Origin of the sequence: Novosphingobium decolorationis (assembly GCF_018417475.1) — a bacterium.
In the GTDB taxonomy this organism is placed as follows: Bacteria; Pseudomonadota; Alphaproteobacteria; order Sphingomonadales; family Sphingomonadaceae; genus Novosphingobium; species Novosphingobium decolorationis.
The window spans coordinates 1,314,625-1,337,753 of sequence record NZ_CP054856.1 but is presented as its reverse complement, the minus strand read 5'-3'; the positions used below and the strand labels follow the sequence as shown (position 1 = coordinate 1,337,753).

Annotated in this window: 22 protein-coding genes; 16 read left to right on the top strand and 6 right to left on the bottom strand. The window is 64.8% G+C overall.

Annotation, left to right across the window (positions count from 1 at the left end):
* The first annotated feature begins 268 nt into the window (after window positions 1–268).
* Genes HT578_RS06050 through HT578_RS06010 form a run of 10 tightly spaced genes read left to right on the top strand, consistent with a single transcriptional unit; the run spans window position 269 to window position 7,073 of the window.
* Window positions 269–529: an STAS domain-containing protein gene (locus tag HT578_RS06050; protein ID WP_213502708.1), complete on the top strand. Its 261-nt coding sequence runs from the start codon at window positions 269–271 to the stop codon at window positions 527–529.
* Window positions 526–2,769, top strand: coding sequence for a chemotaxis protein CheA (locus tag HT578_RS06045; RefSeq protein WP_213502706.1), 2,244 nt, complete (start codon window positions 526–528; stop codon window positions 2,767–2,769). The genes HT578_RS06050 and HT578_RS06045 overlap by 4 nt, the downstream gene beginning before the upstream one ends.
* Window positions 2,766–3,635, top strand: coding sequence for a CheR family methyltransferase (locus HT578_RS06040; protein WP_213502704.1), 870 nt, complete (start codon window positions 2,766–2,768; stop codon window positions 3,633–3,635). Before HT578_RS06045 ends, HT578_RS06040 begins: the two co-directional genes overlap by 4 nt.
* Window positions 3,632–3,811, top strand: coding sequence for a response regulator (locus HT578_RS22160; protein ID WP_239026515.1), 180 nt, complete (start codon window positions 3,632–3,634; stop codon window positions 3,809–3,811). The genes HT578_RS06040 and HT578_RS22160 overlap by 4 nt, the downstream gene beginning before the upstream one ends.
* Window positions 3,808–4,653, top strand: a complete 846-nt coding sequence (locus tag HT578_RS06035) for a chemotaxis protein CheB (protein ID WP_239026514.1) — start codon at window positions 3,808–3,810, stop codon at window positions 4,651–4,653. The genes HT578_RS22160 and HT578_RS06035 overlap by 4 nt, the downstream gene beginning before the upstream one ends.
* Window positions 4,653–5,210, top strand: coding sequence for a chemotaxis protein CheD (locus tag HT578_RS06030; RefSeq protein WP_039392561.1), 558 nt, complete (start codon window positions 4,653–4,655; stop codon window positions 5,208–5,210). The genes HT578_RS06035 and HT578_RS06030 overlap by 1 nt, the downstream gene beginning before the upstream one ends.
* A gap of 16 nt (window positions 5,211–5,226) precedes the next feature.
* Window positions 5,227–5,598: a response regulator gene (locus HT578_RS06025; protein ID WP_084592158.1), complete on the top strand. Its 372-nt coding sequence runs from the start codon at window positions 5,227–5,229 to the stop codon at window positions 5,596–5,598.
* 28 nt (window positions 5,599–5,626) lie between these two features.
* Window positions 5,627–6,067 carry a chemotaxis protein CheW gene (locus HT578_RS06020; protein WP_039392562.1) on the top strand — a complete coding sequence of 147 codons (441 nt, stop codon included), beginning with the start codon at window positions 5,627–5,629 and terminating at the stop codon, window positions 6,065–6,067.
* Window positions 6,068–6,081: 14 nt separating this feature from the next.
* Window positions 6,082–6,405 carry a hypothetical protein gene (locus HT578_RS06015; RefSeq protein WP_039392563.1) on the top strand — a complete coding sequence of 108 codons (324 nt, stop codon included), beginning with the start codon at window positions 6,082–6,084 and terminating at the stop codon, window positions 6,403–6,405.
* A gap of 23 nt (window positions 6,406–6,428) precedes the next feature.
* Window positions 6,429–7,073, top strand: coding sequence for a DUF938 domain-containing protein (locus HT578_RS06010; protein ID WP_213502702.1), 645 nt, complete (start codon window positions 6,429–6,431; stop codon window positions 7,071–7,073).
* Here HT578_RS06010 and HT578_RS06005 read toward each other — a convergent pair.
* Entirely contained in the window at window positions 7,070–8,404 is a 1,335-nt protein-coding gene (locus tag HT578_RS06005) for an MATE family efflux transporter (protein WP_239026513.1), read from the bottom strand. The two genes, HT578_RS06010 and HT578_RS06005, sit on opposite strands and share 4 nt — an antisense overlap.
* A gap of 481 nt (window positions 8,405–8,885) precedes the next feature.
* Here HT578_RS06005 and HT578_RS06000 point away from each other — a divergent pair.
* Window positions 8,886–9,946 (top strand): IS630 family transposase gene (locus tag HT578_RS06000; protein ID WP_144401094.1). Its coding sequence is split into 2 segments (ribosomal slippage): window positions 8,886–9,378 and window positions 9,378–9,946, totalling 1,062 coding nucleotides; the frame shifts between segments, so codons are not numbered across the junction.
* A gap of 73 nt (window positions 9,947–10,019) precedes the next feature.
* On the opposite strand, the gene HT578_RS05995 is transcribed toward HT578_RS06000, so the two are convergent.
* Window positions 10,020–10,958, bottom strand: a complete 939-nt coding sequence (locus tag HT578_RS05995) for a 1-phosphofructokinase family hexose kinase (RefSeq protein WP_213502700.1) — start codon at window positions 10,956–10,958, stop codon at window positions 10,020–10,022.
* A gap of 125 nt (window positions 10,959–11,083) precedes the next feature.
* Complete coding sequence (locus HT578_RS05990; protein ID WP_239026512.1) at window positions 11,084–13,900, bottom strand: bifunctional diguanylate cyclase/phosphodiesterase; 2,817 nt, start codon at window positions 13,898–13,900, stop codon at window positions 11,084–11,086.
* 241 nt (window positions 13,901–14,141) lie between these two features.
* Between HT578_RS05990 and HT578_RS05985 the strand changes: the two genes are divergently transcribed.
* Complete coding sequence (locus tag HT578_RS05985; RefSeq protein WP_039396878.1) at window positions 14,142–15,083, top strand: IS110 family transposase; 942 nt, start codon at window positions 14,142–14,144, stop codon at window positions 15,081–15,083.
* Window positions 15,084–15,278: 195 nt separating this feature from the next.
* Here HT578_RS05985 and HT578_RS05980 read toward each other — a convergent pair whose 3' ends face one another.
* The gene (locus tag HT578_RS05980) at window positions 15,279–15,581 is read right to left on the bottom strand and encodes a hypothetical protein (RefSeq protein WP_039392569.1); all 303 of its coding nucleotides are present in this window, start codon (window positions 15,579–15,581) and stop codon (window positions 15,279–15,281) included.
* A 28-nt stretch (window positions 15,582–15,609) separates the two neighbouring features.
* Window positions 15,610–17,202, bottom strand: a complete 1,593-nt coding sequence (locus HT578_RS05975; RefSeq protein WP_213502692.1) for an isocitrate lyase — start codon at window positions 17,200–17,202, stop codon at window positions 15,610–15,612.
* 184 nt (window positions 17,203–17,386) lie between these two features.
* Between HT578_RS05975 and HT578_RS05970 the strand changes: the two genes are divergently transcribed.
* The 4 genes from HT578_RS05970 (at window position 17,387) to HT578_RS05955 (ending at window position 21,212) form a co-directional block, all read left to right on the top strand.
* Complete coding sequence (locus tag HT578_RS05970) at window positions 17,387–18,784, top strand: helix-turn-helix domain-containing protein (protein ID WP_213502685.1); 1,398 nt, start codon at window positions 17,387–17,389, stop codon at window positions 18,782–18,784.
* 139 nt (window positions 18,785–18,923) lie between these two features.
* On the top strand, window positions 18,924–19,868 hold the full coding sequence (locus tag HT578_RS05965; RefSeq protein ID WP_213502683.1) for a GAF domain-containing protein: 945 nt from the start codon (window positions 18,924–18,926) through the stop codon (window positions 19,866–19,868).
* Window positions 19,869–19,925: 57 nt separating this feature from the next.
* Window positions 19,926–20,702, top strand: a complete 777-nt coding sequence (locus HT578_RS22385) for a TonB family protein (RefSeq protein WP_277884192.1) — start codon at window positions 19,926–19,928, stop codon at window positions 20,700–20,702.
* Between the two features lie 69 nt (window positions 20,703–20,771).
* Window positions 20,772–21,212, top strand: a complete 441-nt coding sequence (locus HT578_RS05955) for a DUF2721 domain-containing protein (RefSeq protein WP_213502681.1) — start codon at window positions 20,772–20,774, stop codon at window positions 21,210–21,212.
* 96 nt (window positions 21,213–21,308) lie between these two features.
* Here the strand turns inward: HT578_RS05955 and HT578_RS05950 are convergent, their stop codons facing one another.
* Complete coding sequence (locus tag HT578_RS05950; protein ID WP_213502679.1) at window positions 21,309–23,069, bottom strand: fatty acyl-AMP ligase; 1,761 nt, start codon at window positions 23,067–23,069, stop codon at window positions 21,309–21,311.
* Between the last annotated feature and the right edge of the window lie 60 nt (window positions 23,070–23,129).

The window sequence follows — 23,129 nt, the reverse complement described above, 5'->3', positions numbered from 1 at the left end:
GACTGCCGGATCGGCACGGAGGTAAGTCAATGGCTGCGACGATTTCCCTTAAGCGCCTTACGCAAAATGCCGGGGATTGAGGCAAACCCGCTGTTGGCAGCCGCCCGGCTAACTCCCCGTTCGACGCCCCGGCCACCTCGGCCCTGACAGTTCGGCGATCGCATCCGCGAGGGTTTTATGTCGCAGCTTTCGAACCGTATGCCATTCCGCCACGGGACCTGCCTGAACCACTCCAGTCTGCGCTGCGGGGCGTGAGGGGGACGTTTTGATGGGGACCATCTCTCTGCCGGTGCGGTGTGACCGCGCCGCCGCCGAAGCCCTCTGGCCCGAACTTGTCGGCGCAGTCGGCAATGCGCCCATCGAGATCGATGGCAGCAGCGTCGAGCATGTCGGACAGGCGGTTCTCCAGCTTCTGGTGTCGGCCCGCCGCAGTGGAGGTGGGGCGCGTATCGAAGCCTCGCCAGCCCTGCTCCAGGCGGCCGCACTGACCGGCCTTCAATCGGAACTCTTCGAAGAGGGGGACGCATGAGTCCGGAAGAAATCCAGCAGATCTTCTTCGTCGAGTGCGAGGAATCCCTGGCCGCGGCCGAAGCAGGCCTAGCCGCATGCCGTGCAGGTACGCAGGATGGCGATACTGTCAACGGCGTGTTCCGCGCGGTGCATTCCATCAAGGGGGGCGCAGGCGCGTTCGGGTATGGCGCACTCCAGGCCTATACGCACACGTTCGAGACGTTGCTTTCGGATGTGCGCGAGGGCCTGGTGGAGATCGCCCCGCCGCTGATCGACCTTCTGCTGCGCGCGCTCGACACGCTTGCGGATCATGTCGAGTCTGCGCGCGAGGGCGGGGATGCGCCCGATGACGCCGGACTGATCGTGGAGATGGAAGGCGCCATGGCCGCCAATGCAGGGGGCGCGCCACAGAGCGTGGCTCCGGCACCTTCGCCGGTTGAGGAACCGGTGCAGGTCGACGCGCAAACGACGGGGGAAAGCGACGACGAGGAAGATCTGGAAATTGACCTCGATGCTCTCCTTGATGATCTGACTGCGGATTTTGATGCGCCCGGCTCCGTCGCAGAGACACAGCAAGGCGCATCCTGGCAACTGCACTTGCGGCCCCGGGCGGGGGCCATGCGCAACGGCAACGAGCCGCTCCTGATGCTGCGCGACGTTGCTGAGCTTGGCGGAACGTGCCTCCACTGTGATGTCGGTCAGGTTCCGCAGCTGGACAGCTTCGACGTCGCGCAGGGCTATCTGGGCTGGACCTTCGCCATTCCCGATACCGTCAGCGAGGACCGGGTCCGCGACATCTTCGATTTCATCGGTGACGACTGCGCGATCGCGGTCGGCGCGGACGAGCGTATCCCCGATGTCGAACTGGACGAAGCCGCCACGTCTACAGCGGCACCTTCCCCGGCCGTGGCAGCCCCGAATGGCCCGGCTCAGCCGCAGGATTTAGGGACACCGGCACTAGAGGAGGCGCGGCCTCTCCAGAGTGTCGAGGCTGCCGCACCGGCCGCTGCGGACGCGAATACGCCGCCAGCCGGGGGCAAGCCCGCGGCCGCTGCTGGCGCACAGCCGGCGTCTCAGGGGGCCGGGCAATCCATCCGCATCGATTTGTACAAGCTCGACCGCTTGATTGATCTGGTGGGAGAACTGGTCATTGCCCAGGCCATGCTCGTGCAACGTCTGGACGGCGTTCATGTCAATGCCGGCGAAGAACTCTCGCTGCTCGAGAGCCTGACGCGCGATATTCAGGAATCGGCGATGTCGATCCGTGCTCAGCCCATTGCTTCGGTCTTCAGCCGCGTGCCGCGCATCCTGCGCGATCTTGCCACATCTACCGGCAAGCATGTCCGCCTCGAGGTTCATGGCGAAACGACGGAACTCGACAAGACGGTCATCGAGCGTCTCGGCGAGCCTCTTACCCACCTGATCCGCAACGCGGTCGACCACGGCATCGAGAAGGCGGAAGATCGCATCGCCGCAGGCAAGTCCCCCGAAGGTACGCTGACCCTTTCGGCGGAGCATCGGTCGGGCCGGATTGTCATCTCGATTGCCGATGATGGCGCGGGTATCAATCGCAAGGTCGTTCTGGCCAAGGCGATCGAGAAGGGCATCGTCGGACCCGATGCGCAGCTTTCCGCTGAAGAGATCGACAACCTGATCTTCGCCCCGGGCTTTTCGACGGCGGCGCAGATCTCGAACATTTCCGGGCGAGGGGTCGGCATGGATGTCGTGCGCCAGAACGTGAAGGATCTGGGCGGCCGCATCACCATCGAGAGCACGCCCGGCAAGGGTACGGCCTTCATCCTGACCATGCCGCTCACGCTGGCGATTTCGGACGGCATGATCGTCAATGTCGGAGACCAGACGATGGTCGTACCGCTGGCGCACGTTGTGGAAAGCCTGCGTCCCGGCGAGGGTGATGTGAAGGGGCTGGGCTCGCAACGGCAGATGCTCAACGTGCGCGGCCAGTTCATCCCGGTCATCACGCTGGGCAGCGAACTGGGCGCGGCCTGCAACGCGACGACCCCCGAGGAAGGTGTGCTCATCGTCGTCGATACCGAGAGTGCGGGCCAGGCGGCCTTGCTGGTCGATGATATTCAGGACCAGAGGCAATTCGTCATCAAGAGTCTGGCAACCAACTTCCGTCCGGTCGAAGGCGTTGCCGGGGCCACGATTCTGGGGGACGGCCGGGTCGCTCTCATCGTCGATGTCGATGGACTGGTAGCCTGCGCGCTGCCCTCACACGAGAGGCAGGCCGCGTGAACGCGACGCTGGAAATGTCCGATGCGATACCGGGGATCAGCCCTGATATCTATGGTCCGGCCGACTTCGCGGAAGTCGCGAAGATCGTGCACGAGGCGGCGGGTATCGTCCTGCCCTCGGGCAAGTCGATGCTGGTCTATTCGCGGCTGGCACCACTGGTCCGGGCAAGCGGTCTCGTCACGTTCGGGAAATATATTCAGCGCCTGCGCTCGGACCGGAGCGAACTGAACCGGGCCGTGGCCGCTCTGACCACCAACCACACCTTCTTCTACCGCGAGGCGCACCATTTCGAGCACCTGCAAGCCCAACTGCGCCCACACCTCGTGCGCACGCTGAAGGACGGGGGAAAGGTTCGGGTCTGGTCTGCTGGCTGTTCGAGCGGCGAGGAAACCTGGTCGATCACCATGTCGCTCCTGGGGCGCGACCGCCACGAAGGCCAGCAATTGGCGCGGGCCGATCTGCGCGTTCTGGCCACCGATCTGGCCCCCCATGCGGTGGAAGCCGGCAAGGCCGCGACGTATGCGGCCAAGGACCTGAAGCCCGTGCCCGAGGCGCTGCGCAGTGCCTGGGTGGTGGAACGCGGAGACGAGGCGGTCATTCACGATACCGCGCGATCCATCGTGCGCTTCCGGTTGCTCAATCTCCTGGGGGACTGGCCGATCCGAGGGCGGTTCGATTGCATCTTCTGTCGCAATGTCATGATCTATTTCGACAACCCGACCAAGGAACGACTGGTCCAGCGGTTCTGTGAAGCGCTGCACCCGGGAGGCTACCTCTACATCGGACATTCCGAGCGAGTCACCGGCCCTGCCATGAACATGCTGAACCTTGTCGGTCCCACGATCTACCAGAGGAGCGTCGCATGACGGTGCGTGTGCTCATTGTCGACGATTCGGCCACCATGCGCGCGATCCTCCTGTCGCGCCTCAGCGAGCAGCCCGACATTACCGTGGTCGACACCGCGTCCAACGCGGCCGAAGCGCGTGAACTGATCAAGAAACACGATCCCGACGTCGTGACGCTATCGAGATGCCGGGTATGAACGGCCTTGCCTTCCTCGAGAAGATCATGACGCTGCGCCCGACGCCGGTCATCATCGTGTCCGGGGCGACGCAGGAAGGCAATGACGTAACCGCGCGTGCGCTCGCGCTGGGGGCGGTCAATTGCTATTCGAAGTACGATCCCTCGGGAAAGCTCGCGCTCAACGACAGCGGAGAACTGGGGCGGCTCATTCACGACGCGGCTCAGGTGCGCTTCCCCAAGCCCGCCCGGGTCTCGCCCGTGGTTGCCGAAGAAAGCCGCCGCGTGATCCGGCGCGATGCGAAGCTGATCGCCATCGGCTCCTCGACCGGCGGCGTCGAGGCCTTGCAGGTCCTCCTTCGCGAGTTTCCGGTCGACTGTCCGCCCACGGTGATCGTCCAGCACGTCAACCCGCGCTTTGCACCTGCGATCGCGCGCACACTGGACAAGATCTGCCCGGCGCCGGTGCAGGTGGCGGTCAACGACATGCCGCTGGTCGCGGGTAACGTCTATCTTGCGGCCGAGCCGGATCATCACCTGCTGGTGCGGGGGAGCGGCACCTTTCATGCCAAGCTGCGCCGGGGGGAGCCTGTCTCCGGCCATTGCCCCAGCGTTGACGTGCTGTTCGGTTCGGTCGCGCAGACCGTTGGCGCCGAGGCCGTGGGCATTCTGCTCACCGGCATGGGGCGGGACGGCGCGCAGGGCCTCCTGGCGATGGCGGAAACCGGGGCGCATACGATCGCACAGGATGAAAGCACCTGCACGGTCTTTGGAATGCCGCGCGCGGCCATCGCCCTCGGGGGCGCGCGTGTGGTCGCCCCTATCAACCGGATCGCGCGCCATGCGCTGAATAGGGCAGCCTGATGTCGGGTCTTGATTTCATGAACAACGGGAATGTGAAGCTGACCGTGCTTCAAGGGCAGTTCAAGGTGAGCTCGGGCGCGCGGGTGGAACTGAGCACCGTGCTCGGCTCGTGCGTCGCGACGTGCCTCTACGATCCGGCGGTGGAGCTTGGCGGCATGAATCACTTCCTCCTGCCCGAGCCGCCTGCAAGCCACGACCGCGGCCAGGTCGACGTCCACTACGGGGTCTACCTCATGGAGATGCTCATCAACGAGATGCTCAACTACGGCGCGCGCAAGGACCGGCTGCGGGCGCACCTCTATGGCGGCGCGAACATCCGCTCGGGGATGCAGCAGATCGGGACCGCCAACGCCGAGTTCGCCCGGGGATTCCTGCTGCGCGAGCGCATCGAGCTCGTCCGCGAGGACCTGGGAGGCAGCAATGCGCGGAGGGTGGATTTCCGGCCGCAGTCCGGGATGGTCCGTTGCCGGTCGGTTTCCAGCTCCGATGCTCCCGTGGAAGTTCGTACCCAACCCATCGCGCGCCCGGCTCCGCGGGGCGATGTCGAACTGTTTTGACCAAGCGAGGCACGCAATGTCCAAGAATACCCGTATCCTGACTGTCGATGACAGTGCCTCCATGCGGGCGCTGCTCAACCATGCGCTTTCCACCAACGGCTTCGAGGTGTCGCAGGCGGACGATGGCGTCTCGGCGCTCGAGTGGTTGGCGGTGAATGAGGTGGATGTCGTGATCACCGACATCAACATGCCGCGTCTCGATGGCTTCGGACTCATCGAGCAGGTGCGTGGCGGCACGCGCCATCGCGACCGTCCGATCCTGGTTCTGACCACCGAGAGCTCCGACGAGAAGAAGGCGCGGGCCCGCGCGGCGGGGGCAACCGGGTGGATCGTGAAGCCCTTCGACACCGAAAAGCTGGTCGCGGCCGTGCGCCGGGTGGCTCACTAACCCAAAGCAACACCAAGGAGGTGCTCCCATGTACCGCGAACTGATCACATTCGAAGTTGCGGGGCAGATTTTCGCCCTCGATATCATGGCTATACGGGAAATCCGCGCGTGGACACCGGTGACCCCGATGCCCCGTGTGCCGCACTATGTCTCTGGCGTGGTCAACTTGCGCGGGACGGTGCTACCCGTTGTTGACCTCGCGGCCCGACTGGGGTGGCCGGCGACCGAGGCCACGCCGCGTCACGCGATCATCGTGTGTCAGGTCAAGGGCCAGTCGCAAGGTCTGATCGTGGATTCGGTGAGCGATATCGTCGGCCTCAACACCGAAGACCTGCAACCCGCACCCACGGCGGGCTATGACGAAGTGCTGCCCTTCCTCGAAGGCCTTGTCGCGATCGAGGAGCAGATGGTCATGGTGCTGGACCTCAACGCGCTGAGCGCTTCCGGAGAGGTCGCCTTCGCGGCGTGAGCGGAGCGTATGCAATGGATGAACCCAAGTTCAACGCGATGGCCGATGTCCTGCTCGAACTGGGCACCGAGGTCGAAGCCCTGGGCGAAGTCCTGTGCCGCGACGAAAACTTCGCTGCGCGTCACTTGCGCGAGCTCCAGGCGATCGACCTGATCGCCCAGAAACAGCGTGCGCTGGCAGCCATACTCGCGGCTGGTTTCAGTGAGAGTGAGATGCGTCGTATCAGCCTTGAGGCTCTGCGTTCGCGTTTCTGTGGCTTCATGGATGACAGCGTGACCTGCTGCGAAGTGCCGATCGAAGGCGGGCCTTCGCAGGATGCGCTGGGATTGTGGGACTGATGAGCAACGGGTAAGTCCGGAGCATGAGTTACACAACGCCGCTCGATCCCGGTTCGCCCGATCCACGCCGCCACGCCCCCGCCACGCTGCGCAACCGCGCGCCGATCCTGGAGCTCCTGCGCGAGGAATTGCCCGGGAATGGGCTCGTGCTGGAAGTGGCGAGCGGGAGTGGTGAGCATGCCGTGCATTTCGCGGCAGGGCTCCCGGGGTTCGTGTGGCAGCCTTCCGACCCCGATCCCGATGCCTGCGCGTCCATCGCGGGCTGGAGCGCGCAGCAAGGCCTCTCGAACCTGCGTGCACCCGTGAGCCTGGATGCGTCGCAGCCTGCCGACTGGCCGGTGGACCGTGCGGATGCCATGGTCTGCATCAACATGGTGCACATCAGTCCTTGGAGCGCGACGCAAGGGCTCTTTACCGGCGCGGCAGAGAGGCTGAATGCAGGCGCGCCATTGATCCTCTATGGTCCCTACCGGGAGGCCGATGTCGCAACCGCACCGTCCAACCTCGAGTTCGATCAATCGCTCAAGGCGCGCAATCCGGCCTGGGGGCTGCGGCAGCTCTCCGATGTGGACGCGTTGGCCACGCACTGCGGGTTTTCGCGCACTCGGCGTGTCGAGATGCCCGCCAACAACCTGCTTCTCATATATCGGCGGGGCGAGGTGAGCTAGATTTCGGCAAACTCCCGTTTCGTAAGCCGGGGCAGGACGGCGAACTGGCTGGCCGCGCGTGCGATGAACAGCACCGTGAAGGCGAGCCACAGGCCGTGATTGCCCAAGGGGGACAGCAGCCATAGCAGCGCGACATAGAGGGCCAGGGCCAGGGCCATCGTACCCATCATTGCGCGCGTCCAGCCTGCCCCGACGAAAACCCCGTCGAGCACGAAAGAGGCCATGCCTACGGCGGGGAGCACCATGATCCAGACGATGTACTCCTGGCTGGCGGCGCGGACCTGCGGCGATGCGGTGAACGCGTCGGCGAGGCTGGGCGCGGCGGCCAGGTAGATGAGCGAGAGGGCGCACCCCATGACCGCGCCCCAGCCCAGAGCGAGGCGCACGGTGTGCCGAAAGCGCTGGGCTTCGCACGCGCCGTAGGCCTCGCCGCACAGCACCTGCGCCGCGTTCTCGAAGCCGTCGAGCAGAAGGGTGGCCAGCATGAAAAGCTGGAACAGGATACCGTTCGCCGCGAGAGTGACGGGGCCAGCCTGGGCGCCTGTGCGCGCAAAGAGCATCATGGCGCCGGTCAAGAGCAGCGTGCGGAGGAACAGATCGCGGTTGAGCGCGAAGAGGCGGGCCAGTGCGCTGCGCTGCCAGGTCTCCGCGCGAAACACCTGGCGCGCCGCGATACGCGATGCGGGACGATGGAGGGCAATCCCGATCAGGAGGACAAGGCGAAGACCCTCGGACAGCAGACTTGCCAGCGCCACGCCTTCGACGCCCCAGCCTGCTCCCAGGACGAGCACCAGATCGAGGGCGACATGCACGATGTTGGTCGTGATCTCGACGGCAAGGACATGGCGGACCATTCGCTGGCCGACAAGCCAGCCGATAAGGACGCAATTGAGAAGCCACAGCGGCGCGGCCCAATAGCGCAGAGCTACGTAGGCGTGGGCTTCCTCGCGCAAGGTGCCATGAGCCCCGAGGAAATCGAGACCTGCAGGGATCGCCAGCGGCATCGCGCCGATCAGCAGCACTCCGATGCCCAGTGCCACGGCGAGGGCGCGCACGAGAGTGGTCGCTTGCGCGTCGAAATCGCTGCGGCCCGACCCTTGAGCCGTCAGGGCAATCGTGCCGGTGCGCAGGAAGTTGAAGACGTTGAGCAGGCCCATCGTGAACTTCGCGCCGAGTTCGACAGCCCCTTGCGCTGCAGGATCTCCAAGCCGTCCAATCGCCCACATGTCGGCCAGTCCGAACAGGGCCGTCGCCACATTGGTGAGCATCGCGGGAAACGCGATCGACCAGAGCTGGGCAGACAGCGAGGGCGGGGTAGCAGAGTGGCGCACGGGGAGTAGGGCATTCCAGACGTGTGGGTTGCAGCGCGCTCCGCGCTACCCGAACGCGCCTTGCGGAGCAATCCTGGCTTCGGAATGACAGACAAGGGGGCGATGGGGGAGGGGGAGGCGGTGCCTCAACCCCAGGATGGTCCCCTTAAAAATCGGCGCGCCGGAGGTGTCCCCCGGCGCGCTCTCTCCCAACCTCTTCAAAACTCGTATCGGTCTAAAAGACTGTTCGAGAGGAATGTGCAACAGAAATGTCCGCCTGAAAAGCAATAATTGCAAATATGCTTGCGTCAGGCGCCCAAAATGTCCCGTATTGGACCTAAGGGATTGTGCCGATGCGAAGTGAGTGGGCGGTTTATCGCAAAATCATGCTGCACTTGCGAAAGTGCCGGCTAATACCAAGGCGCGCTGAGGCTGACTCACGTCCTCGCTTTCCAAGCTGGTGATTTTCTGATTCATCATGGCAGGCACATGGAGGCTTGCGATGGCGGCAGCGATTGGGGTTCGATCTGACTACACATCGGCGGATTTGCGAGGGTTTGCACGACGAAGTGGCGATGCCGATCAGGTCCGACGCCTGTTGGCTGTTGCGCTGATCCTGGACGGCGGCAGTCGCAGCGAAGCGGCGAAGATTGCCGGCGTGACGCTGCAGATCGTGCGCGACTGGGTTCTGCGGTTCAACGACGGAGGTCCCGACGGTCTGGCAACGCGCAAAGCTCCGGGGCGGGCTTCGATCCTGAACGACGAGCAGCGCGCCCGGCTCGCCGAGATCGTCGAGGCGGGGCCGATCCCCGCGGCGCATGGCGTCGTGCGTTGGCGGCTTGCTGACCTGGCGCTGTGGGTCTGGGACGAGTTCGAGCTGTCGGTCACACGCCACACTCTCGGGCGCGAGCTTCGTGCGATGGGTTATCGCAAGCTCTCGGCCCGGCCGCGCCATCGTGGCCAGAAGCGCGATGACATCGTCGATTTTAAAAAAACTTCGGCGCCCGTCTGGCGCAAATCAAGCGGCGGCTCCCGAGAGGAACGCCGATAGAGCTATGGTGGCAGGACGAGGCCCGCATCGGCCAGCAGACCAAGCTTACCCGGCGCTGGGCGAAGCGCGGAACCCGGCCATCGGCGCCGAAGGACCAGCGTCGCTCCTCGGCATGGCTGTTCGGCGCGATCTGTCCCGCCGAAGGCAAGGCCGCCGGCATCGTCATGCCCCGTTGCAACAGCGAGGCAATGAGCATGCATCTCGAGGAAATTGCCTTCCACGTCGCGCCAGGCGCGCATGCAGTCCTCCTGCTCGATCAGGCCGGATGGCACGGATCGGCCGAACTGGTCGTGCCTCCCAACATCACCCTGATGCCGCTGCCGCCGAGATGCCCCGAACTCAACCCAGTCGAAAACGTCTGGCAGTTCATGCGCGACAACTGGCTGTCGAACCGCATCTTCAAATCCTACGACGACATCGTCGACCACTGCTGCTTCGCATGGAACAAGCTCGTCGATCAGCCCTGGCGCATCATGTCCATCGGAATGCGCCAATGGGCACATGGGTACTGATCAATGCACCTTGGTATAATTGCTGCACCTGCGTCAAGCGGAAAAACCTCCGTAAAAAGCGAATCAGTATAGATCATAGTGGTTCGGGATCAGGCACTTGTCTAAGTAGGCGGGCGATGTCGGCCGCTTGTGCAAGCCCGGTACCTGCGCGCAGCACGGCGGCGGTTCCCGCGGCAAGCCCCATGCGGAATGCGGCGAGATCATCATCGCCCCGCGCGAGAGCATAGACCATTGCCGCGACAAAGCTGTCGCCTGCCCCCACCGCGCTTGCCGCTTCGATCGGCAATGCCGGGAGGAACCAGGCACCGTCGGCCCGCGCCAGAATTGCCCCCTCATGCCCCAGAGTTACGGCAACCAGTCTGGCCTTGCCTTCTGCGACAATGCGACGGGCGGCGTCGGCTATGGCGGAATGCCCGCTGAGGGAAGTCCCTAGGTAACTTTCCAGTTCGCCCGAACTGGGTTTGACCAGCAGCAGGTCGCCCTCGGCAATGCCATGGGAGAGGGCAGGGGCAGAGCTGTCGAGTACCACCTCGATCCCTTTGCGACGCAGGCGTCTCGTGGCCTGCGCGTAGAAGTCATCGGGGACGCCGGGAGGCAGCGAGCCGCTGAGGACCACGATGTCGGCATCCGTTTCGTCCAGTTGGTCGAGGCATTCATTCCATTCGCCGGGCGCGATGCGCGGCCCTTGCGGGGTGAAGCGGTATTCCTTGCCGCTCTGGCGTTCCAGCACGGCCGAAGCGACCCGGGTGGGGCCGGTAATGGCTATGCGCGTACGGACCAGTTGATGAAGATCGACTAGGCCATCGAGCGCAGGGCCGGTGGCTCCGCCCGATAGGTAGAACGAGCGCGCGTTTCCGCCGAGCCGCACGAACACGCGGGCGACGTTGAGCCCCCCGCCGCCAGGGGCGTACCACTCGTTGTCGGTGCGCATCTTGTGGGTGTGCCGCATTTCGGCGACGTCGTAGGAAACATCGATGGTCGGGTTCATCGTCAAGGTGGCGATCGACTTCATCGGCAAAGGTCTCCTCACAAGGCCGCGGGCAGATCTGCACCGTGCGCGAGGTTGGGATGCCTGTCCATGTTCTCGATCAAGCGCGCCAGCAGGCTGGCAGGCGCGTCACCCTGAGACATCGTGTGTCAGGTGTTGACGGCGGTCTTTTGCGTGAGATCGGAGTGGGGGTGGCTCGGTGGCCCGCCAGGACGGCCGAAATAGTACCCCTGTGCCTCGTCGCAGCCCTCGTTCTCCAGAATTCGCAGCTGCGCCTCGGTCTCCACGCCTTCGGCCAGAACCGGAATGGCGAGGCTCTTGCCCAACGCAAGAACGGCGCGGATGATCGCGCGGGCCTGTGCGCTCGTGTCCGAGAGCAGGAGAAAGGACTTGTCGATCTTGATCTTGTCGAAGGGAAAGGAGTGGAGCGTGTCGAGTGAGGAATAGCCCGTGCCGAAGTCGTCGATGGCCACCCCGATCCCCATCGCCTTCATTTGGCGCAGGCAGTGGAGTGCGCGCAGCTTGTCTTCGATGATCGCGGTTTCGGTGATCTCGAGCTCGAGGCGGCGCGGGGAAAGACCGGTTTCGGCGAGGATGCCATGGATCGTGGCGACAAGATCGGGCTTGGAGAACTGCACGGCGGACAGGTTTACCGCAACTTTCTCTCCGCCCGGCCAGCGCTGGGCCTCGCGGCAGGCTTCCTCGAGCACCCATTCGCCGATGGCGAATATCGATCCGCTTTCTTCGGCGATCGGGATAAACTCGTCGGGTGGAATGAAGCCAAGGCGGGGATGTTGCCAGCGCAGGAGGGCTTCGTAACCGCTGAGCTTGCCACTGCGCAAAGACCTCTGCGGCTGGTAGAGCAAATGCAGTTCACCGCGTGCGATGGCCTGGCGCAGGTCTCCTGCCAGAAGGCGACGTCGCCGGGCGGCGGCGTCCATGCCTTCCTCGTAGCAGCAGCAGCTTTCGCCGCGCTGGCCCTTCGCGCGGTACATCGCAAGGTCCGCGTTGTTGAGGAGTGTTTCCCGGTCGGAGCCGTCGTCGGGAAAGATCGCGATGCCCAGACTTGCGCCGACCTCGATGTCCCTGCAGTCGTTGGCGCCCGCGATGCAGGCGTGCAGTCGGCTGACGAATTCGCTGAGGTCCTGGGTGTCGGTAAATATCTTGGCCGCGGCAAACTCGTCCCCGCCGAGCCGGGCGACGACTTCGCTCTCGAGTGTGCCCTCCGTCACCGCGCGGCCGATGGACTGGAGCAGTGCATCGCCGGCGGCATGGCCGTGCGTGTCGTTGACGTCCTTGAAACGGTCGAGGTCCATCGCGATCACGGCGACCTTGCCTTGGGTGCGCTTGGCCAAAGCCAGCTTGTCGTCGAGACGCTGGTTGAAGCGGGTGCGGTTGGGCAGTCCGGTGAGGCTGTCGTGCAGCGCCATGTGCGCGATGCGCGCTTCGGAGCGGCGCTGTTCGGTGATATCATCGCACGTGGTGACCCAGCCACCGTCGGGCAGCGCGCGGTTGGCAATCGAGACGGCAAGGACCCCGTCGAAATCGATCGTGATCGGGGGCAGGGACGGGTTGGCGAAAGTCTCCTTCAGGAGCTGGCGGTACTGGGCAAGAGCGGGGGTGGCGTGCTCTGCCCCATCGGGGTTCATGAAACCGGCGCGGACCATCTTGGCAAGCGGTGTACCCGCTTCGCACACGGCGTCATCGAGGCCCCATAGCTCGCGGAAGCGGGCGTTGCACAGCACCAGGTGGCCGTCGGCATCGAACAGGCCGAGGCCCTCGTGCATGTTGGTCAGCGCGGTGTCGAGGCGCATCGAGGTCTGGGCAATCAGGTCCTTGTCTGCCTTGAACCCGCTCACGTCGCGCATGACGAACGAGTAGCCGACCAATCCCCCTTCGGGACCGCGCGTGGCCTGAAAGGTGCCGTGCCCCCAGAACGTGGACCCGTCTCGCCGCATGTAGAGACATTCGCCTGAGGCACTGCCCGTTTCGCGCGCATGCTCGAGTGTGCGCGCGGGCAGGTCGTCGCCGCGGTCGCCATAGCTGAACAGCCGCGCGACGGGCATGCCGAGCATGTCCTGTGCGCTGTAGCCGGTCAGGTTGCGCGCGCCTTCGTTCCACTGCGTGACGGTGCCGTCCGTGCCGAGCAGGACTATGGCATAGTCCGAGATCGAGCGGACGAGGTCGGAGAATTGCCGTTCGCTCCGCAGCAGTGACGCCTGGGCCTGGCTGCGTACGAGTTGGGTCGCCATGCCCGCCGCGAGCACGGCCAGCGCGACGGCGGCCACCCAGCCGGCAAGGGAACTTGCCGGGATGGCTGGAGCACTCAGTGCGCCATGTTCGGGGCCCGGTGTCAGTGCGGCCGATCCCAGAAGATGCAGGAGCGCCGTGCCCAGCGCAAGCAGGAGGGCGGCGAGCCACAGCGTGCCTGCACCGCGCCGCGCCAGCGTGTGGGTGAGCGCGGGATAGAAGAACAGTGCGGGCAGAAGGAGGGAGGCGGCGACAAGGCCGGGGTGCCATCGGAACGTCGTGTCAACCTGGAGTGAGAGGCCTCCCAGATAGTGCATGGCGCCGAAGCCGATGGCGAGCAGGGTCGCCGCCAAGGCCTTTGCTCGGACCGTTTGCCCGGGCACGGCCAGATGCAGGGCGAGGAGCCCGGCGGCCAGTCCGGAGGCCTGGCTGGCCAGCGTTAGGACCGCCGAATGGGCGTGATCGTGGCGTGAATCGTCTCCCAGAAGCGCAATGAAGTGGCTGGCCCAAGCGCCAAAACCAAAGGCGCCGCCAGCCGCCAGTGTCCAGAGGCGTCGTTCGCGATGTCGGCTGCTGCGCGCCTGGCGCAGCAGCAGGACGGTCGTCCCCGAAGCCATCAGGCATACGATGCCCGCCAGCAATACCAGGTCCATCCGGGACTGCTGGAGCGCGCTCGTCGCGATCAGGTCGAGGGTATCCGTGCCGCTGGTGCCCATGCGTAAGCTGTAGTGGGATCGGGCTTGAGACCGCTTGTCTTATGACATCGCCGTCCGTTTGGGCCATGCTGGATTGCCCGGACCGGGGTGGCCACCCCGGTCCGGGCGGAAGGGGACGGATCGCGAAACCGCCGGTCGTTAAGGGACCGGGTTAGAGTAGGATCGCCCCTTTCTTTTCCATCAGGCCCGAACGGATACCGGGGTTTTGGACCCGGATGACAAGCATGGGACAGCGGAAAAGATGAGCGACAATCTACCACAGACGATCGGCATCGACATCTCCAAAGCGAGCCTCGATTGCCATGCCTACCCCGTCGGCGCCGAGCGCCAGTTTGCCAATACCGCCAAGGGGCACAAGGCGCTGATCGCCTGGCTGCGACAATGGCCGATCGAACGGATCGCCTACGAGGCAACCGGCACCTATCATCGCGCACTGGAGGCGGCGCTGACCAACTGGCCCTGTGTGAAGCTCAACCCTGAACGGGCCCGGCGCTTCGCCCAGGCGACTGGCACGCTGGCCAAGACTGATCGCATTGACGCCATCCTGCTGGCTCGTATGGCCGCAACCTTGCAGCCAGTGGTCAGACCCGCTCGAAGCCCACAGCAGACCCAAATGGCGGAACTCATCAATGCCCGAGATGGCCTGGTTCGTGATCGCACCGCGCTCAAAAATCGTGAGAAAAATCTCACCATCGCCTTTCTCAAGCGCCAGTGTCGCCAGCGGCTCGAACAGATTGATCGACATATCGCGGCCCTCGATGCTGAGATCTCCAACCTGATCGCCGCCGATGCCGTACTCGCTCGTCGACACCAGATACTGACCAGCATCGCGGGTGTGGGAACGCTGACCGCCAACCAGCTCATCGCCACCATGCCCGAACTCGGCAGCCTTGAGAACAAGCAGGCCGCGTCCCTTGCCGGCCTTGCACCGATTGCGCGGCAATCCGGACAATGGAAAGGCAAAAGCTTCATCCGCGGCGGACGTGCTAACGTGAGGCAGGCCCTCTATATGCCGGCCCTCGTCGCCGCCCGATACAACCCTGACCTCAAGGCAAAGTACCAACAACTCGTCACCGCAGGAAAGCCCGCCAAAATCGCCATCACCGCCGTCATGCGAAAGCTCGTCGTGACCGCAAACGCTCTGCTCAAAGCCGATAGATGCTGGGCGCAATCTCAGACTTGATCATCACGGATACTCTAATCGAGCCTTGCGTAACTATCCGGGAGTACCGCTCCTCCATCTCAACAGGGCGCTCCGGCATGCAAATGGGCCCGCCCCGCAGTGACTGCGGAACGGGCCACGCTTTCCTCCCCAGGAAAACTCGAAGAATTCGGCTTCCCGACCCGGCGTTCTGGAGCGCCGGTGCCGGGGGCTCCATCAACGGCGGATTGCCGAGCCGAGGCGGTGATAGAGCGCGGAGTACTTGGACGAGATGGGATCGTCCTCATGGGCCTTCAGGTAGAACAGGCAGGCGTCCTGCAGCAGCTTGAAGTCCTGGTTGGACAGCACCGCGCGGGCGCGGGCCGGTTCGGTCGTGGTCGTTGCAGTCATCATGTCACGTCTCCTTCCATTGCGCGCGCCGGGATTGGCGTCGGTCGTTGTCAGTTCTTCGGTATCGGCGAGCGGGGCGAGTTTGAGAGTTACCCCGCTCGGCAATTTCAGGTGTTCGCGGATATCCATGCGCTCGCTCCTCTCCCAGGCGAGGCGGTCAGGCCGCGAACTGGTTCATCGTATTGTGTTCGCCGCCAGCCTTGAGAGCCGCTTCGCCGGCGAAGTATTCCTTGTGGTCATCGCCGATGTCCGAACCGGCCATGTTCTGGTGCTTCACGCAGGCGATGCCCTGGCGGATCTCCTGGCGCTGGACACCCTTGACGTAGCCGAGCATGCCCTGTTCGCCGAAGTACTCCTTGGCGAGGTTGTCGGTCGACAGCGCCGCGGTGTGGTAGGTCGGCAGGGTGATGAGGTGGTGGAAGATGCCCGCCTCGCGCGCCGCGTCCCTCTGGAAGGTGCGGATGCGCTCGTCGGCCTCGGCCGCCAGCTCGGTGCCGTCGTAGTCCACGCTCATCAACTTCGCGCGGTCATAGCCCGAAAGATCACGTCCCGCCGCTTCCCAGGCATCGTAGACCTGCTGGCGGAAATTGAGCGTCCAGTTGAAGCTGGGCGAATTGTTGTAGACCAGCTTAGCATTGGGCATTTCCTCGCGAATGCGGCTGACCATTCCGCCGATCTGGCCGATATGCGGCTTCTCGGTTTCGATCCACAGCAGGTCGGCACCATTGCGAAGCGCGTTGATGCAGTCGAGCACACAGCGGTCCTCGCCGGTTCCCTTGCGGAACTGGTAGAGATTGCTGGGCAGGCGCTTGGGGCGCATGAGCTTGCCGTCACGGCTGATCAGGACTTCGCCGTGACCGACCTCACCGGCTCCCACTTCCTCGCAGTCGAGGTAGCTGTTGTACTGGTCGCCGATGTCGCCCGCCGTGCGGGTATAGGCGATCTGCTTGGTGAGTCCGGCGCCCAGCGAGTCGGTGCGCGCCACGATCAGACCGTCCTCGACCCCCAGTTCCATGAAGGCATAGCGGATTGCCCGGATCTTCGCGATGAAGTCCTCGTGCGGAACCGTGACCTTGCCGTCCTGGTGGCCGCACTGCTTCTCGTCCGAGACCTGGTTCTCGATCTGGAGGCAGCAGGCGCCCGCTTCGATGAACTTCTTGGCGAGGAGGTAGGTTGCCTCGGCATTGCCGAAGCCGGCATCGATGTCGGCGATGATCGGAACCACGTGGGTCTCGTAGTTGTCGATCGCGGTCTCGATGCGCTTGGCTTCCATCTCGTCACCGCCCTTGCGGGCCTTGTCGAGATCGCGGAACATGCCGCCAAGCTCGCGGGCGTCGGCCTGCTTGAGGAAGGTGTAGAGCTCCTCCACCAGGGCCGGGACGCTGGTCTTCTCGTGCATCGACTGGTCGGGCAGGGGGCCGAAATCCGAGCGCAGCGCGGCGACCATCCAGCCTGAGAGATAGAGGTAGCGCCCCTTGGTCGAGCCGAAATGCTTCTTGATGGAGATCATCTTCTGCTGCCCGATGAAGCCGTGCCAGCAGCCCAGCGACTGGGTGTAGTTGGCCGGATCGGCATCGTAGGCCGCCATGTCCTGGCGCATGATCTTCGCGGTGTAGCGGGCGATGTCGAGCCCGGTGTTGAAGCGGTTCTGCAGGCGCATGCGCGCCACCGACTCGGCCTCGATGCCGTTCCAGTTGGGTTCGTTGCCGATGGTCTGTCCGGCGGCGCTGATCGTGCTCTGGTAGGTCACTGGTCTCATCCCGTTCATGGTGCCGTTGGCCTGCATTGCGAAGGGCCTTGGAAGCGGCGGTTGTTTCCGATGACCACCAGATACGGGCAAACTTTCTTGCGCGAAATGGCTTGCGCAGTGCCGTTGTCAAACTTTACAAGATTTGGATGTAAAGTTGTACAGGCCTCACAGGAGCCACCCCCGCATGGCTGAAACCCGCCCCTTGTACCTTGGTCCGCGCCTGCGCCGCTTGCGCCGGGAGCTCGGCCTCACCCAGCAGGCCATGGCCGACGATCTGGAGATCTCGCCCAGCTATGTCGCGCTGCTCGAGCGCAACCAGCGTCCGGTCACGGCCGAGATGCTGGTGCGGCTTGCGCGCACCTACCGTCTGGAAATCGGCGACCTCGCGAGCGAGGACGGCGAGGACTATGCGCGGCGTCTGTCCGACGTGCTGCGTGATCCGATCTTCGGTGATATCGACCTGCCCGCGCTGGAGATCTCGGACATCGCGATGAGCTTTCCGGGGGTGAGTGAAGCGCTGCTGCGCCTTCACGGCGCCTATACGCGCGAGCAGCAGGCACTGGCGGAACAGCGCGCGGCCGGCCCCGGCGCCGAGGAAAACGAGCCCGTGCGCGAGGCGCAGCGATTCCTGGCGGCGCGGCGGAACTATTTCCATCCACTCGACACCCGCGCCGAGGATCTTGCGGCCGAGATCGAGCAGGCAGGCGGGGCCGAGGCATGGCTCAAGGAGAAGGGGGTGCGCGTGCGCGCGCTGCCGCCCGAGGTCATGATGGGCGCGCTGCGCCGCTTTGATCGGCACAACCAGCAACTCCTGCTTGATGACACGCTCGATGGTCCCAGCCGCGACTTCCAGACGGCCACCCATATCGCGCACACCGCGATGCGCAGCGATATCAAGGCGATCCTGCGGGTGGAAACCTTCGCCAGCGAGACCACGCGGGTGCTCCTCCAGCGTGCGCTGGCGGCTTACGGCGCGGCGGCGATGCTCATGCCCTATGGCAAGTTCGCGCGCGCCGCCGAGCAACGTGGTTACGACATCGAGGCGCTGGGCGGCCTGTTCGGTGCGAGCTTCGAGCAGGTCGCACATCGCCTCACCACGCTCCAGCGGCCCGGCGAGGAGCGCGTGCCGTTCTTCTTCCTGCGTCTGGACGAGGCGGGCAATGTCTCCAAGCGCCTGGATGGAGCGGGCTTCCCCTTTGCCGCGCATGGGGGCGGATGCCCCTTGTGGAGCGTGCACCAGGTCTTTCGTGCGCCTCGGGTGATCCACACCCAGTGGCTCGAACTGCCTGGGGGAGAGCGCTTCTTCTCGGTCGCGCGTACGGTGGCAAGCGGGGGCAATGGGTACGGGCGAGGGCAGGTCACCCGCGCCGTGGCGCTGGGCTGCGCGGCAAGCGAGGCGTCCCGCCTCGTCTATGCCCGGGGGATGGATGCGGATATCGCGAAGGCCACGCCGATCGGCGTGACGTGCCGGTTATGCCATCGGTCGGACTGCACGGCACGTTCGGTGCCGCCGATTGGACGCGATGTCATGGTCGATGACACGCGGCGCGGGGCGCAGCCCTATACCTTCACGGATGGCTGAAGGGCCGCAGCGCTAAGGATTTCGCCGGTGCCGGCGCTTGAAACTCCGTTACCCTTGTTCGCGTATCGCTCGCCTTGGGCGTCATGCCTGTTGAGGGCCATCGCTCGGGCGGTGGGAGGAAGGAGGGCGGCACAAGAGGATGGAGCGCGAGCCGTTCATACGCGCGATCGAGGTGTGGGTGCCGTCTGCCGATGGGACAACGATCGATCTGCAGTCGGGGATCTATGGCGAGATGGATTATTTCGCCTCAGAGAGCCGGGGCATGCAATTCCGCCTTGGAGAGGGACTTCCGGGACGCAGTTGGAAGGAGGGGAGGCCGATCCTTATCAAGGATCTCGCCAACTCGTTCTTCGTGCGCAAGGAGGCTGCTCTCAGCGAGGGGCTCAGTTGCGCCGTTGCAGTGCCGGGCTTCGATGGCCCGCGATGTGTATCGGTGACCTTGTTCTTCTGCGGGGACGATCGCTTTCGCCTCGGTGCACTCGAACTGTGGTGCGCCCGTCAGGGGGAGGAGGAGTTGTGCCTCGTAGATGGCTATTTTGGTCATGCGCGACGCTTTGAGGCCGACGCGCATACCTTTCGCTTCCATCGCGGCTACGGAGTTCCGGGGAAGGCCTGGGACCAGGGGCAACCGGTCATTCTGCCCAAGCTGTCGCCCGAAGGGCGGTTCCAGTGCAACGAAGCGCAGGAGCCGACCGGCTTCGACCGGGCGATGGCGGTGCCCTGTCCTTCACGCGATGGCGCAACCTGGGTGCTCACGCTCGTCTCTTCGCGGATTTCGCCGGTTGCGGGACGGGTTGAACACTGGCGCCTCGATGAGAGCGGGGCCGCATTTCACTTTGCCGCGGGGTATTGCGAGACCGAGTGCGATCTTACCCTGATCCACGCGCAGGCACATGTATCGACAGAGGAGGGGCCATTTGCGCGCGCGTGCCGCAAGGGCATTCCCCTCGTCGACGAAGATCTCGCGACCGATGTGACCGACCCGATCGCTCAGGGCGCCGTCGCGGCAGGGCTCAAGTCGATGATGGTGTTTCCTCTTCGCGGCGGCGAACACTGCGACGGGGTGCTGGTCTGGTATTTCTGAGCCGCGAGGTGCGCGGGTAAATGGCATTCGGGCCAAGCGCTTCCTATCTGGGAGGGCATGGGCGCAGGCCGTACATCTTCCGAGACATCCGCGCAGGCTCGCGGTTATCGGGCCTCTGTCGGGGCAAGGCTGCCGGTCATTCTGGTCGTTGCGGGCCTGCACGTTCTGCTCGCCTTCGTGGTTGTGAACATGTTCGCGCCCGGCCTGGCCGAGAACGTTGTTGCGGCGGGCGAGCGGCTGGCCGTGACGTTCACGCCCGAGCCGCCCGAACCGCCCGAAGATCCGGTGGAAGAGCCTGCACCTGCGCCAGACCCTGCTCCCGAGCCGGAAGGTGCCTCGGCCGAGGCGGGAGAACGCGCGCACGCCAAGCCGGTTGCCGCGCCCGAGGCCCCCGTGGCCCTGCGTCCCCGCCCCGCACCACCGGTTTCGGGCGATGGCAACGAAGATGATGCGGGCGCGGGGGACACAGGTGAGGGCACCGGGGCCTCGGGCGAAGGGCTGGGGCCCGGCGCCGGGCGCCGCGGCTTGGGACAGGGCGGAGGTGGTGGTGGCACGCCCACCGTGAAAATCGCGGGAGACATCAGTTCGGCGCGCGACTATCCCCGAAAGAGCCGCAAGCTGCGTCTTGGCCATTCGGTCGTCATCGATCTGCGCGTCGGGACCGAGGGGCGCGTGACAGGCTGCCGCATCGTGCGTTCCAGCCCCGATCCGGCGGCGGACCGTATTACCTGCGAACTGGCGCAGGCTCGCTTCCGCTTTCGCCCGGCAACCAACGGTGCAGGCGAGCCGATCCCGGCGGTCTACCGCTGGCAGCAGCGCTGGTTCGTGCCCTGACGTCCTTGCCGGGAGGTATTTCGCAGCCCGCTTGCAGGGCACAGGCTATAGCGGCAGGATAGGGCGCAGATGATCACGCAAACCATCCAACTCGCCCTGACCCCTGTGTTCGTGCTGGTGGCTATCGGCAACATTCTCAACATCCTGTCCACCCGGCTGGGACGGGTCGTCGACCGGGCGCGGCTGCTGCAGAAGCTCTATGCCGAGACCGAGGGCGGAGAACATGATGGCATCGTGCGCGAAATTCGTCTGGTCGACCGCCGCATCAAGATCATCACGCGCGCGATTCGCCTGATGGTGCTTTCGGCGCTCGCGATCGGTTCGACGGTCGCGGTGCTTTTCCTGCAAGGGCTGGCCGGGCTTGACCTGCATGTCCTGGCCGCCGGGATCTTCCTTGTTTCCATCGTCCTGCTGCTGATTGCGCTCGTCCTGTTCCTTCAGGAAACCCAGGTGGCGGCAGACGCCCTGCAGGTTCCGGCCGATCTCCTCGAGCTGCATCGCAATATCTGACGGACTCGTCCGGATGGGACGGGGCTTGCCCGGGCAACAAAAAAGGCCGGTCGCGAGTACCGGCCTTTCTCGTGTTGGCTATCCGTCAGGCTGCGATCAGGCGGCCAGCTGGAAGGGGGCGATCTCGCCCGAAAGGTAAAGCTTCTTGGCCTTGGCGCGGCTGAGCTTGCCCGAACTGGTGCGCGGCAGGCTCTTGGGCGGAACCAGTTCGACCACGCAGTTCATGCCGGTGATCGAACGGACCTTGTCGCGAATCAGTTCGCGCAGTTCGAGGCGCTTGTCCGGGTCCGAGACGCGGCAATGGACGAGCACGGCAGGGGCTTCTTCACCGGCGTCGGTCTCGACCGAGAAGGCCGCGATGTCACCGTGGTTGAAGCCGGGCAGCTGCTCCACGGCCCACTCGATGTCCTGAGGCCAGTGGTTCTTGCCGTTGATGATGATCATGTCCTTCGCGCGGCCGACGATGAACAGGTACCCCTGCGCCATGTAGCCCATGTCGCCGGTATCGAGCCAGCCATCGACGAGGCATTCCGCCGTCGATTCGGGGTCGCGGAAGTACGAATGCATGACGCTGTCACCGCGGCACCAGACCTTGCCGATCTGGTGGTCGGCGAGTTCCTGGCCGTTCTCGCCGCGGATCACCACTTCCATGTCGCGCACGGGCTTGCCACAGTTGACGATGGCGCGGTAGCGGGCCGGACGGCTGAGGTCGCGGGGCGTGCCCGAGAGGCGCTCTTCCTCGACCAGTTCGACGCGGATGCCTTCGCCCGGCGGCATGATCGTGACCGCCAGGGTCGCCTCGGCAAGGCCGTAGCTGGGCAGGAACGCGCTGGCCTTGAAGCCGGCCGGGGCAAAGGCGTTGACGAAGCTCTGCATGACATCGGGGCGGATCATGTCCGCGCCGTTGCCGGCAAGGCGCCAGCGCGCGAGGTCGAAGCGCTCATCCACGCTGGTCTGGCTGGAAATGCGGCGTGCGCAGATATCGTAGCCGAAGGTCGGCGAGTACGAGATCGAGGTGCCCTCGTTGCGCGTGATCATGTCGAGCCAGGCGAGCGGACGGCGCGCGAAGTCCTCGGTCTTGAGGTAGTCGCCCGAGACCTGGTTCGCGATCAGCGAGAGGAAGCAGCCGACAAGGCCCATGTCGTGGTACCAGGGCAGCCAGGAGATGCAGCGGTCGCTCTCGATCAGCTGCATGCCGTGGCTGTGCGCGGCCAGGTTCGACATGAGCGAGCGGTGGGTGACCGCCACGCCATGCGGGAAGCGGGTCGAGCCGCTCGAGTACTGCAGGTAGCAGATGTCGTCGGGGCTGGCCTTGGGCAGTTCGGTCGCCGGCGCGTCCTTGGCGGCGAAATCGGCCCAGGTCGCGTGACCACAGCCCTGGCGCTCAGCCGCGGCCGAGGTGAGGTGGGCGATCTCGTCCGGGCCAATGAGCAGCAGCGGGTCCGCGCTCGAAAGCTGGACCGAAAGCTGCTCGATGTAGTTGTCCTTGCCGCCAAAGCTGGTGGGCAGCGGCAGCGGCACCGGCCAGGCGCCCGCGTAGACGGTCGCGCAGAACAGCGCCGCGAAGTCCGCACCGGTCTCGGCGATCAGCGCGATACGGTCACCCGGCTTCACGCCGCGTGCGATCAGCGCGTAGGCGACCTTGTGCGCGTCGGCGCGCAGTTCGCGGAAGGGATAGACCTGTTTGAGTTTTCCACGTGGATCGTGGAAATTGAAGCCGCGCTGGCCCTGGGCCGCATAATCAAGGGCGTCGCAGAAGGTGTCGAAGTCCGCGAACCGGCGCGCAAGCGCGTCCTCGTTCGGGGTGGCGACCAGCGCCGGATCGGTCTTCGTCACCATGCTGATGGTGTCGCTCATTATATCGTAACCCGTTGTCTGTTCTAACTATCCTGAAGCAGTCCGTCCCGGCTTAGTGGT